The 12,043-nt window shown below is 57.5% G+C and carries 8 protein-coding genes and 4 pseudogenes; 8 read left to right on the plus strand and 4 right to left on the minus strand.

Annotation, left to right across the window (positions count from 1 at the left end):
* Positions 1-282, plus strand: a pseudogene (locus AB6724_RS21280) (hypothetical protein); the annotation flags it as partial.
* A 463-nt stretch (positions 283-745) separates the two neighbouring features.
* Here AB6724_RS21280 and AB6724_RS21285 read toward each other — a convergent pair.
* Positions 746-1,516, minus strand: coding sequence for an arylamine N-acetyltransferase family protein (locus AB6724_RS21285; RefSeq protein WP_369340540.1), 771 nt, complete (start codon positions 1,514-1,516; stop codon positions 746-748).
* Positions 1,517-1,586: 70 nt separating this feature from the next.
* Between AB6724_RS21285 and AB6724_RS21290 the strand changes: the two genes are divergently transcribed.
* Positions 1,587-3,092, plus strand: coding sequence for an aminotransferase-like domain-containing protein (locus AB6724_RS21290; protein WP_369340541.1), 1,506 nt, complete (start codon positions 1,587-1,589; stop codon positions 3,090-3,092).
* 270 nt (positions 3,093-3,362) lie between these two features.
* Here AB6724_RS21290 and AB6724_RS21295 read toward each other — a convergent pair whose 3' ends face one another.
* Positions 3,363-4,409 carry an AraC family ligand binding domain-containing protein gene (locus AB6724_RS21295; RefSeq protein ID WP_369340542.1) on the minus strand — a complete coding sequence of 349 codons (1,047 nt, stop codon included), beginning with the start codon at positions 4,407-4,409 and terminating at the stop codon, positions 3,363-3,365.
* Between the two features lie 377 nt (positions 4,410-4,786).
* Here AB6724_RS21295 and AB6724_RS21300 point away from each other — a divergent pair.
* From AB6724_RS21300 to AB6724_RS21315, 4 genes and pseudogenes are all read left to right on the plus strand, one after another.
* Positions 4,787-5,008: pseudogene (locus AB6724_RS21300) on the plus strand (acetyl-CoA acetyltransferase); the annotation flags it as partial.
* Positions 5,009-5,044: 36 nt separating this feature from the next.
* Entirely contained in the window at positions 5,045-6,319 is a 1,275-nt protein-coding gene (locus AB6724_RS21305; RefSeq protein ID WP_369340543.1) for a helix-turn-helix transcriptional regulator, read from the plus strand.
* A gap of 7 nt (positions 6,320-6,326) precedes the next feature.
* Positions 6,327-6,431 (plus strand): annotated as a pseudogene (locus AB6724_RS21310) (IS5/IS1182 family transposase); the annotation flags it as partial.
* A 389-nt stretch (positions 6,432-6,820) separates the two neighbouring features.
* The gene (locus AB6724_RS21315; protein ID WP_369340544.1) at positions 6,821-8,722 is read left to right on the plus strand and encodes a YncE family protein; all 1,902 of its coding nucleotides are present in this window, start codon (positions 6,821-6,823) and stop codon (positions 8,720-8,722) included.
* 154 nt (positions 8,723-8,876) lie between these two features.
* Here AB6724_RS21315 and AB6724_RS21320 read toward each other — a convergent pair whose 3' ends face one another.
* On the minus strand, positions 8,877-9,941 hold the full coding sequence (locus AB6724_RS21320; protein ID WP_369340545.1) for an SDR family oxidoreductase: 1,065 nt from the start codon (positions 9,939-9,941) through the stop codon (positions 8,877-8,879).
* Between the two features lie 73 nt (positions 9,942-10,014).
* Here AB6724_RS21320 and AB6724_RS21325 point away from each other — a divergent pair, with 73 nt between their 5' ends.
* Together AB6724_RS21325 and AB6724_RS21860 are read left to right on the plus strand one after the other, a co-directional pair.
* Positions 10,015-10,404 (plus strand): MerR family transcriptional regulator, encoded by a 390-nt coding sequence (locus AB6724_RS21325; protein WP_369340546.1) that lies wholly within the window; start codon positions 10,015-10,017, stop codon positions 10,402-10,404.
* Between the two features lie 207 nt (positions 10,405-10,611).
* A pseudogene (locus AB6724_RS21860) lies at positions 10,612-11,232 on the plus strand (transposase family protein); the annotation flags it as partial.
* Between the two features lie 252 nt (positions 11,233-11,484).
* Here AB6724_RS21860 and AB6724_RS21340 read toward each other — a convergent pair.
* Positions 11,485-11,919: a universal stress protein gene (locus AB6724_RS21340; protein WP_369340549.1), complete on the minus strand. Its 435-nt coding sequence runs from the start codon at positions 11,917-11,919 to the stop codon at positions 11,485-11,487.
* Between the last annotated feature and the right edge of the window lie 124 nt (positions 11,920-12,043).

The raw sequence follows: 12,043 nt of genomic DNA on the forward strand, positions 1-12,043 counted from the left end.
CTCTTCTTCACGTCCAATCTCCTGTCTTCGGGATTGGACTCCAGAGTCAGACGCTACTCAAATCCGGGGGGACGTCGAACCACTCCCATGCAGGCCGCCATCAATGACACAGCAAGTTTGAACAAAACAGCCAAGCCAGAGGCAGAGGCAGAGGCAGAGGCAGAGGCAGAGGCAGAGGCAGGAACTGCACCAGCCTTTGTCTGCCGTCACTGCGGCAAAGCCATGGCGATCCTGCAATGCTTTGTGCGTGGGCAGGCCATCCGCGCGCCGCCAGCATCATGACCACGCAACTTTCCACAAACCCACAAGCAAGGTTGATAGTCATGAGGCCATCGACAGAGAATTCGCACGCCTGTGTACGCCGCGTCTGGAGTTGTGCATGCAATATCTGCTGCCAGTTGGTGCAACAGCACCATGGTGGGGCCCGTCTGGCCTATGACTAGGCTAGATCTTTGCTTCGGAGCCTACCGATCATCTGGGCAACAGCGCTCCGAACCCAAGAAGCCAAGCTCAAATCACCATAGCGTTTGCGCCCTGAACACCGACACAGGAGTGTTCCGCGGTTTCCACCATCGAGGCTTGTGCGACACCTGCCCTCAGGCAGGGAGCGATCGTCGCGTGGGGAGTCGTTCCGGGCAGATGTCCCACAACCCTAAACTGAAGCTACCTGCCGGGCTATCATCCTCACCGGCCGCTTGCGACCATCTTGGAACGACCCATTGTGGAAGTTCGTTTTCAGTAGTGCTCAATGAATGGAGGGCAGCCTGAACTGGTTGAGCAGTATCTCTTCAACCTCTTTCGGATCCAGCTGCCTTTTCTCAGCACGTCCATCTGTGATCGTCTTAAGCATGTCGCCCAGCAAAATGTTACGACCACTGCTGTGGTGTTGAACAACTACTAGCTTTTGCACGAAGATCGCTTCAGGGTGCGTGGAATTGAGATAGTTGGCGGGAACGAAGTCGATCCATTCCTGAGGTGAAAGATCAAAGCCGTATTGGTTGGCCCACTCACCGTCTACTTGAGCTTTGAGCAGGTATTCACCGCGCTTGTCACGGGTGAGCAGAAAGGTGTCACTGTCCTGCTCAATATTTATATCCAGAAGCTCCAGATCCATTGGTGCTCGGATGCCGTAGCTGCCGAAACCCAGATCGCACAGCCAGCGCCGACCTTCGACCTCGGCAATCACGGCCATGTGGGTCCTAGGTCTGCGTGCCGGATAAAACATGGGCCGCGCGGCGACGAACTGGTAGGGAATGCCCAGAGCTTGTAACGCCATTGCAAACAGTCCGTTGACCTCATAGCAGTAGCCGCCTCGGCCTTGCTGGAGAATTTTGTCGGCGATATCTTCAGGTATCAACGAGACGACTTTACCGGCTTGAACATCCAGATTTTCAAATGGAACCGTAAATAGCTGCTGGCGCATCAACGAGTGCAGGGTGGTTGTGTCAGCAGCGAAATTGCCTGTGTAGCCAATGCGTTGTAAGTGGGTGGGCAGATCGAAATTGCTGGCATGCATGAAAAATCCTTGGTGAAATTGCATCCAGAAAGATAGGTCATGACTCGCACTATCTGTATAAGCAGAATGATTGAAAATCTACCTGTACAGATTGAGTGAAACGTCCATGCAAAACGCAGCGGCTCTAGCCACACCTTCATTGCCGCACTATCTCCGAATTGCCGAGACGCTGTGCCAGACACTGGCATCTGGTGCGTTACGTCCCGGCGATCGCTTGATTTCCGCCCGCAAGTTGGCACAGCGGGAGCAGGTTAGTCTGCCCACGGCACTGGAGGCGCTGCGTTGCCTTGAAGCGAAGGGGCTGATTGTTGCTCGACCACGTTCTGGCTACTTTGTGCCTCAAGTGAGCAATAGCGACTTGCGCCTGTTAATTAGAACGAATTCTCGGCCGGCTTCGCGCCCTTTGCCTGTGACTATGGCAGGCTTGGCACGCTCCTTGTTCAGTAGTGCTGACACGCGATTGATACCACTGGGCGCTGCGCTACCTGATCCCACCTGGCTGCCAACCACTACATTGCAGCGCGCATTGCAGACTGTGGGGCGTCGATTGCAGGGGCATGGGCAGACCTACAGCATGCCGCCAGGGCGAGCAGAGCTACGTGCCCAGATTGCGGCACGGGCTTCCCAATGGGGCGGGCAGTTTGGCCCGGAAGATGTCGTGGTGACTGCTGGCGCTACGCAAGCCGTGCGACTGGCGTTGCGTGCAGTCTGCAAGCCTGGCGATGTAGTGGCGATTGAGCGCCCGGCTTATTTCGGCACATTGTTGTTGCTGGAAGACCTGGGCCTGAAAGCTCTAGAAGTCTCCACTGATCCGCACTATGGCATGGTGCCAGATGCGATGGCAGCAGCTCTGGCAAAGCACAAACCTAAAGCGGTGTTGGCTTCGCCCACTGTACAGAACCCGCTAGGAGCCTGCATGCCGGTAGAGCACAAACGTGCACTGGTGGCCTTGTTGGAGCAAGCCGGCGTGCCTTTGATTGAGGACGACGTATATGGATATCTCGCAGGAGAATCTTTGCGTCCACCTGCCTGTAAAGCCTTCGATAGCAGCGGCAACGTGCTGTATTGCAGCTCTGTTTCTAAAACATTGGCACCGGGCTGGCGCATCGGCTGGATTGCGCCTGGACGTTTTTACGAACAAGTGCTGAAAGCGCGGCTGGCTGGGGACTGGGCAGGCGTGCCACTGTTGGAGGCAGCTTTGAGCGAGATATTGGGGAGTGGTGACTATGACAGGCATTTACGGCGTTTGAAATCTCGCATTCATGCCGCGGTGCTGGCCGTCATGGCGACGGGTAGAGGCCAGCTTTCCCGCAGGCGTCAGAGTGACAACGCCCAGCCAAGGTTTTTGCTGTGGGTGGAGCTGCCGCTCCAGATCAATGCGATGGAGGTATACCGACGTGCGTTGGCGCTGGGCATAGGCGTTAGCCCCGGTCAACTGTTTACGCCGCAGGCTGATCTGCTCAACTATCTTCGTCTAAATTGTGCCAACGATCCCACACCTCGGCTTTTGGGGGCTGTCGGGCAGATTGGGGAGATATGCTGTGAGCTGATGCGGCAGGCTCAAAGCATTGATTGAGTCTGCGATGTCTTCCCATATTGGACACAGTGCCTCGCAGAAGGGCTAGGCGAGACCCAACACCTCGGTTTGCTTCAAGTGAGCGAGCCAAGTTTTTGCTTTGTGCAATGTCTCAAACTAATCTGGAAGCAGCCACTCGCTGCGATTCTTTTGAGAGCTGCTTCTGGCCGGTAGGCGACCGCTGCAGGCACTGGAGTGAATTGACCACCGTTCCGGTCTGATTTGACCGCTCATGCCGGCTCAGGTTGACCACCTCGCTGGTCCTGCCCACTAATGCCAGTTGCTCGACGACCTGGCCCACAAATCGGTGCCGCTAAACACTTCAGGAGGCGGGAGTTGAGGGTGAGCACGGCCACTACGGTGCATGTTCCATGCCCAGACAAACAGATTGACCCCTTTCTGGAATGGACGCAGATCACTATCCCACATCAACGCACCTTCTGAGCAAGGCAAGCAGACTGGGCTCAAGGCAAACTTGAGATCCCATCCAAGGTCTCCGTCCATGATCTTCCGCATGTATACAGTCTTTTGAGCGTAACTCATCGAGCTGTAGGGCCTCCCTTCGATATGCCAGAGTACTTCTGACATGGCTCCTATTGCTTCAAGATAACGAGTCGTTGGAAAGTAGTAGCGCCATCCATCATGTGACACATCCTTGAACAATCTCAAAAAACGCGAGGGGCTCGTGCCATAGAACATGCGGAAATCGCGGGACAGACTCCAGCGATCCCGCCCTGTGACGGCACTGAGATCCTCCATCGAGATGGTGGATTGCCAAGCGTCGCACAAAAAATCATGGGCCAGTTTGGTGCTTTGGAAGTCTTTGGCACGCTGCCCACTGGTGCAGCCTGCTTCGGCATAGAGCGCTAGAGCAAGCTCCACTATGGCATCCGTTTCTTCCATTGAGTTAGTTGGCCCATGCGGCTTGTCCAGCATGGCTTTGGTGGCCACAAGAAGACGTGGTGATTGTGTGATACCGCCTTCTATGTAGGGAAGCTCCTGCCCTCCGAGTACCTCCTGAATTAACGCCGGATTCACATAAACCATGCGGTAATGAAATCCGTCGTCAGTTCCTGCTTGACCGTCATGCGCCTCATCTGGATGCAGCACCATGGTGTGGCCCGGCAGGCTCTGTCGGTGACTGCCTCGGTATTGAAAGGCTTGCCCCCCTGCCATCGTGCAGCCAATGGCATAAGTGTCGTGTCGATGCATGCCGTAAGCATTGCCCTGAAAGAAGGCTTCAATGAGCTCAATGCCTTGTATCGCATCAGTACGATGGAGCCAGCTGTTTTGATCTAGAGGCATCGCGTTCGTCATGATGCTTTCTAACATGGGTAGAAGGTTGACTGTGAATGACTGCTAGTGGCCGGGATGGTAAGCGTGGGCACGTACCGGGCAGCAGTCATTCGAGTTCCGGCGATCCGGCGCTAGCCCCGGGAGCGGGACTTCTGTAATGTCAGGCTGTAGCCTGCTCAGAGATTTCAAGGGCGTCGTCCATCAGACGCCGAGGTACCTCCCTGTCAACTCCAGCTTGGAGTACCAGAGTAGGCAAACACCGCCGGGTGGTTGAGAGAGTACACGGATGACTTGCAGGCTTGGGAAAATGCTTCATGCCGGTCTCCTAAGGAGTGTCGTCGGCGGCTCTTGGTTGGGAATAGTAATTAATCACTTCCTGAAAAAATACCGCAGTGCCTGCTTGTCAAGTACTTTATTGTCGCTAGCGTTTGGGTATTCCCGATGATCGTTTAGATGTCAATGATGGTGCAATCGCCGCTGGCGATTCCATTTGGCATGTCCGGGCTCGACCTGTGGGACATGCGTTGCTGGAGGGCTGTCGACGGGGCGCGCGTGATGCAGTGATGAGCATGTGTATTGGTGGAGGCAAGGGGGCCGCCGGCCTGTTGGAGATTCGGTGAGCTCCCTCAATTCACTTGCTCAGAAGGTTGACCACGATGGGAAGCGCTTTCGCTAAGAAGGATTTTGCGGACTATGACGCCCGCAATACGGCCGGTATCCTGAAGGATGTGCCGTTATTTATGCACTCAACCATTGCTCCCGCGACTGATAAAAAAACAGTCTCGATGGGGCAGGATTGCGAGCCCATCAGTGCGGAGCAATTCAGCCGCATTACGAGCCTGCTGTATGAAGCGGCGCTGGACCCCAAAAGCTGCTGGCAGCCGTGTCTGGAGGCGATCCGCGATCAACTGGGGGCCAACTATGCCTCACTGATCGTGCGGCCGCCCGGACATGCTGAGTTGGGTTTGATTGTTTCGTCTGCCGGCGAGTACCGTGACGTCGCAGACTACCCTACTGAAATTGCCGCAATGTGCCCATTTCGGGGGATGCCTGCCGACCGTGTCGTTACGGTCACCGACCTGCTCTCTGAAGCAGAGTGGAGGGCATCCACGTACTACAACGATTTCTGTAAAGACATCCAGTGCTTTCACGTGATGGCTGCGGATGTAGCGACGAAGGACGGTTGCACTTACGCCTTACGCGTTACGCGCCCAGAGATGTCATCAAACTTTGATGCACAGGATCGCGCATTCATGAACATGCTGGTACCGCATGTGAAGCGCGCACTCAACCTGCATCTTTCGGTACATCAGGACCGCAAAATGATATCGCTGTATAGCCGGGCCACGGCACAGCTGATGGTCGGTGTCGTAATCCTCGATCAAAATGGCATGGTCATCGAGAGCAATGCCGCAGCCACCAGTATTCTGGAGATGCAAGATGGCCTGAAGGTGAGCGGCGGGATGTTGGAAGCGACCTACGCTAACGACAATCGCAAGCTACAGCGTTTGATTCGTGATGCACTGATGCAAACCCGAGCTTCGTGCTTGTCGATAACTGAAGGTGTTTCAGTGAGTCGACAATCTGGTCAACTCAATTGGGGCGTGGTGGTGCAGAGCGTCTTGCCAGACGAGTGGACCGAGGGGAAGCAGCGTCCCAGCGTTGCCGTATTTGTGCGCGACATGGACGGTAAAGCGAATCCATCGATCAAACTTGCGCAGCAATTGTTTCAGCTCACGCCGGCAGAGACTTCGTTAGCTATTCAGTTGGCGAATGGTCTGTCATTGGAGGAGGCAGCTGAAGTCTTGAATATTCGTCTCAATACGGCGAGAGCGCATTTGCGTTCAATTTTTTCGAAGACTGGTGTGCGCAGGCAAACCGAATTGGTTCGCATCTTTCTCAATAGTGTTGCGTGGTTAGGAAATAAATAAACTGCGTGGCAAGCTGCGCATCCGCTTTGAAAGGCAGCTGGACATCCACGAAGCGTTGCTGAAACTGGCCGCTGCGATCATCTGCGCACGCTTCGTGGCTTGGTGGCGTTGACCGCTCTTGGCATCGTGGCAGGTGTTGTCCCGCGTGTACCGCTGCACCTTTGTGCAGTGATAGCGCTTGAGGAGGTAGGACGCGCTGTTGGAGAGCACCTGCAGAGGATCCACGCATGCTTCACTGTCTCCCGTAGATCTCGAGAGGCGCAATCCAGCGAGGCTTGCGACTATCTAGAAAAAGCTGATCCATTCAGTCCAGGATTTCATCCGCATCCTCGGTCGCATGCCCTACCAATTTAGATTGGAGAAGAAGCCTTTCATGATCGACTTTCGGACTTCGCAGATATCTTCGCTGAGTTCTCCAATTTCGACTGCGCCGCAAAATGCTTTGCCGTGTCGACATCCCTTCTTCTTCGGAACTCCACAATGCGGTCCTCATGGATGCCCTTGCTCGGTCCAACGACCTGCGCTGCCGGCGTGGCGTTGACACTGGCGGCCGCCACCGCCACCGCCAGCTCCACGAACAATGTCCGGATATTGATGCAGCCGGAGCCCGGCGCGGACTACATTCAGGGCCGTTACTACTTGATCCCGCAGCCCTACGCCACGGTTAAAGGCAGCCTGGAACAGGGCTTTGCCACCGCATCCGGGCTGCGCGGCTTTCAGCTGCGCGACGATACTGCGGCTCTGTCGGACATGGAGTTCTACTGGGTGCAGGTCGGCGCTCGCCATCTTCCGGCGCTGCGCGAGGCTCTGGCCGTCAAGGCGGGGGCGCAGGCGGTGCCCGTGCTGGACCGGGCGCTCAAGGCAGGTGCGATCACGCGCGAAGAGCATATAGCCTTCCGCGATGCGATCGTGTCGCAGCAAGACTATGCCGACGACACGCTCAAGGCCGTGCCGTTCGTGGCGCAGCCCATCGCGCGCTGGTCCTTCCATCGCACACAAGGCAAATCGCGCGCGCAACAGATCGACTACGGCACGGTGATGGACATCTCGTCGCTGGTGGATAGGCCGCCCTTGACGCTGGTCTGGTACGGAGGCACCGCCAGCACAGTCACGCGCAAGCTCAAGCTGATGAGCTGCATGGTCGGCGTGACCTGCATCCCGAATCCCCACATCGAGCACAACACCCGCGCCGCCGAACACCTGGACCCGGCGTTGGCGAGCTATCTGGACGGACTCGCCTCGCGCATGCAGGCCCTGGCCCCGGCCGGTGCCAGCCACGTCATGCAGGCCTATTTCGATGCCTACGCGCGCAGCGCCCCTCGGCTCGCCCCCGCGACCCTCCAGGCATCCGCGGCTACGCCGGCCCGCCTGCCCGCCGTCGCGCTGCCCGCCGACGAGTCCGAGCTGCGCCGCCGTGACAACGGCGACTGGAACCTGCTTGCGCTGCCGGACGGCAGCCTGCTGGCCTCGGGCGCCGCCGCGCACCGCTATGTGTCGCATGGCGATAGCGTGCAACGGCAGGCCGTCGACGGATTGAACGGCACGCGCGGTCTGAAGATTGATCCGGAAGGCCTGGTCTGGGGCCTGGCCACGGGCGAGGAGGGTGCGCCCCGCCTGCTGGCCTGGCGGCCCGGTGGCAAGCCGGCTTCCTACGCTCCCGCTCCCGGCGTGCAGGCCTGGCGCATTAACAACTGGACCATACGCGCAGGCGGCGGCGTCGCCCTGCGCCTGGACGACCAGATGTATGCCCTGACGCCGCAAGGCCGCTGGAATCAGCGCAAATGGAATGCGGAGCCGCGCCGTGCGGCCAGCGATGCGGTGGAACACGCCTTGCCATGGATCTACAGTCCGGCCATCCATTTCGGCGACGGGCTATTCTGGGCTGCCGACCGCGATGGCTACGGCATCGACCCGGACACGGCCCGCGTCAGTCGCAGCATCAAGACCTCGACTGACAGGCTCTTCTTCGGCAGCCATGCCGGCGGCTGGGCGCTGGCGCCCGCGACCGATGCCGAAGGTGCCCAGATATTCCGCATCATCAATCTGGCCAATGGCCAGCAGCGCTTCAATCTGGCCACGCCTGCGGCCTACTACACATCCAGCATGGCGCGCAGTGCCCACGGTCGCCTGCTGGCGATCAGCGGTGGCGAGTCGGCGGTAACGGTGATCAACATGAAAAGCGGACAGATCGCGCTCAATCTGCGCGTGTCCACCAACCACAGCGTCAGCGCCATGGCGTTCTCATGGAAGGGCGACAAGCTCTGGATCTACGCCAGCGCCCAGGGCAACGGCCCGCCCAGCGAACTTACCGCCTGGGACGTGCCGGCCGATCTGATCGACGGCGCCGAAGGCAGGAACATTCCGGACCAGCTGCGCTGCGGATCTTCGATGGAGTGCAAGTGACCGCCATCATCGCATCGAAGTGCGCGCTGGCCCACGGGTTGCGGACCGGTGCCACGCGAAGCGGAATCAACGGCCGCTTTAGAGTGGCGGCGGAGGGCTCTTCATTGGTGCTAACGGCACTGTCGCCACCAAGGGGAAGTCTGCGGGCCTTGCCCTAGGCCATGCAATATGAGTTCACGAATATTGCAGTGTGCTGCAAAGATTGGCGTATATCCGGTTTGGCTATTCCATGCCTGTTGGCAAATTGCTCGACTGCCGCTGTATTGAAACGAGTGGTCTGGATAAAGTCCAAGGCTTCGGCGCTTGTATTCAAGAACCGCGCGACGGGAGGAATGCTCAGTAGCAGCTTCAGCAATCGGAGCGAAATGTGATGCCTGGGAGGCTTTAAGCCGATAGGTTGCGCCACCTGTACCAGGAGTTCTCGCAAGTTGGGACTTTGGTCATCAAGCGCCAGCAGTTCCTGGCCCACCATGGCAGGATCGAAAGCACAAACCGCCACCAGCTCAACCAGGTAATCCACGGTGACCAGTGGCAGCCAGTGCTCGGCGGTACCGGGCACTGCAGTCAGCTTGCCCCGCACAAGGTTGCGTATCAACTGCACCAGCGGCTGACCGTCAAGGATATGCCCCGTGCGGCTGTGGCCGCAAACCGTCGCGGGGTGGACAACGGTAATCTCCCCGCCCTTGGCGGACATGATCTCCAGGGTCGCAAAATGCGCCTCCAGCTTGCTCGCCTCGTAAGCTCCGACATGCCGGTAGACGGCAGGCCAATTCGTCAGCGCTGGATCACGAGGATCAATTCCGATGCGTTGCAGATGTTCATGATTTTTCAGCATGTAGCCGCCGATCATCACCAACCGGTTATTTTGCTCAGCCGCCAGCAGCGCCACGCGCTTTGCCCCTTCGACATTGACCGCACGAGAATGCTCCAATGAAAGCCCCCAAGCGAAGTGGGCGCCAAGGTGAAATACGACCCTGGCCTGCCTTAGCACTTCTCGGTCGGCAAGACTCAGCCCGAGGTCGTTCCGTTCAAGATCGCCAGCTATGGCAAATACCCGGCTTGCGATCCCTCCCAAATTGTCGACTTGCTCCCGCAGTGCAGCTAGTCGCTCTGGACGACGCATCAACACTCGAACGGTGTGACCTTTTGCACTCAGGTTCGCCACCAAATGTTGACCGATGAAGCCGGTCCCCCCTGTGACAAAGCACTCCACGCTCATTTCTCTGCTCCTTGGTAAGGTGAGAAATCAAATGTAGAGTGTCGACCTAACTCTATGGTCAAGCGGTATTTTCATGAGAATCGGCGAACTCGAGACCCGCAGCGGCGCCAGCCGCCATACTTTGCGTTACTACGAGCAAATCGGTCTGATCTCACCGATGCGACGAACTAACAACTATCGCGTCTACACTGCGCAAACTCTGCAGGATCTGGACTTTATCCAGCGCGCGCAAAGCATGGGGTTTTCGCTTGGGGAAATAGGTCAGATTCTGGATGCGCAGCGGAACAAGACGATCGATTGTGCTGACGGCGCCAAGCTCATTGAAAAGAAGATGGCAGAAATCAGACAGAAAATCGCCGACCTCAAAAGTATTTATCGGTATCTGGATGAAGAGCGTGTCAACCTCGAAGCCAGTGCTGCCAAGCAACTTGAGCTTCAGCGACGGAACAATTCTTCCAACTGAACTGTCAGCATCTAGAAAACGGGAGCTACAGCCTGCTTCCAGTTTCAAACCCCTCTTACGCCTTTTCTGAAACCTTCCGGCCAGACCCTGTCTGGTACCGAGTAGGCTTGCGCGTCCACTCTGTCGGCAACTTCTGCAAAGCAGACCTAGGTGTATGGTCCCAGGAAGTCATGGTGCATTCTTCAACTCAGAACAGGAGAAAGCACTATGGCAATCCGCCTGCATGGCAGCGCCCGCACGACGCCGCGTATCCGCGCAGAACTCCAGCTAGCCACCGGATCCCATCGGTCTTTGGCCAAGCTCTATGGCCTCAACCCCAAGACCGTGGCCAAGTGGCGTGCGCGCACCTCTGTTCTCGATGAGCCCATGGGTCCTCGGGACAGAGCAAGCCAGCATCTTTCTCAAGAGCAAGAACACCTGGCAATTGCATTACGCAAGCAAGGGCATCTGTCGCTGGACGATCTCATGGGGTAGCTCCTGGAGACGGCACCCAGGCTCAGCCGCAGCGCCTTGCATCGTTGCCTGCAGCGTCACGGTATCAGTCGACAGTTCGCAACGTAGGTGCCGCGAAGGCACGGAAAGTTTGAAGAAACGACGCTGGGCTTCGTGCACATCGACAGCGCCGAAATGAAGATCTCCAGCGGCAAACAGCACATGTTTGTTGCTATTGATCGCGTCACAAAATTCACACATGTCGCGTTCTTTGACAGAGCCACGAAAGCCAACGCAGCGCAGTTCCTTCGACAGGTGCTTGTGGCCTTCCCGTACCACATACATACCGTTCTGACGGACAACGGCATGGCCTTTACAGGGCAAGAGCGCTTCCGACGTCCCCCCGGATTTGAGTAGCGTCTGACTCTGGAGTCCAATCCCGAAGACAGGAGATTGGACGTGAAGAAGAGATTTACGGAAGAACAGATCATTGGCTTCCTGCGGGAAGCCGAATCAGGCTTACCGGTGGTAGCGCAAGCAGCCAGTACCACGCTGCGTGTTTCGTGAACCCGTAGTGTGAGCAGGTCTAAACCTCCGAGCCAACTCAACACTATTGCCGACAACGTCGTTCTTGAACCTTAACCAGTCTCAATGCACCATCAACACCGGCAAGGTCATGGACTGAAGCACCGAGCGCGTGGCTCCACCCAGCACCCATTCACGTGCGCGGCTGTGTCCATAACAGCCCATCACGAGCATGTCTGCGTCCAAGTCGGCGGCCAGGGATAGCAGCGCAACCCCAGCATCGCCTTGCTCTGGCCCACCGCAATGCGTGGTCGCAACAACTCCATGGGTCTGCAGGTAACGCTGCAGCGTCTGCAAAACAAGGTCGGGGGTGTCGCCATAGTAGACGACATGTACCTGATCGGCGCGTGTGAGCCAAGGCAACGCGGCTGACAGGGCGCGCGCAGCCTCCCGCGTCTGCTTCCACGCCACCAGCACGTTACGACCAATTTGAGCAATCGGACCGGCGTAGGGCAGTACCAAGGCTGGCCGGCCAGTCTCGATCAGCAGGTTGGGCACGAAGTCGGGCGGTGTTCCGGATGACGCCTCATCCGTGGCGTCACGCTGGCCTAGGGTGTGTCATCTAATGTGATAGTTGCTGCGTTATCAGTAGCGTGATTCGTAGACATGCACTGACCGATGC

The organism is Comamonas guangdongensis (assembly GCF_041079535.1).
In the GTDB taxonomy this organism is placed as follows: Bacteria; Pseudomonadota; Gammaproteobacteria; order Burkholderiales; family Burkholderiaceae_C; genus Comamonas; species Comamonas guangdongensis.

Excerpts from the sequence above, each read along its gene's own strand:
- AB6724_RS21285 (WP_369340540.1), bottom strand. The coding sequence starts at position 1,516 with ATGCATGCCAGCAATTTCGATCTGCCCACCCACTTACAACGCATTGGC.
- AB6724_RS21295 (WP_369340542.1), bottom strand. The coding sequence starts at position 4,409 with ATGACGAACGCGATGCCTCTAGATCAAAACAGCTGGCTCCATCGTACT.
- AB6724_RS21305 (WP_369340543.1), top strand. The coding sequence starts at position 5,045 with ATGGGAAGCGCTTTCGCTAAGAAGGATTTTGCGGACTATGACGCCCGC.
- AB6724_RS21320 (WP_369340545.1), bottom strand. The coding sequence starts at position 9,941 with ATGAGCGTGGAGTGCTTTGTCACAGGGGGGACCGGCTTCATCGGTCAA.
- AB6724_RS21325 (WP_369340546.1), top strand. The coding sequence starts at position 10,015 with ATGAGAATCGGCGAACTCGAGACCCGCAGCGGCGCCAGCCGCCATACT.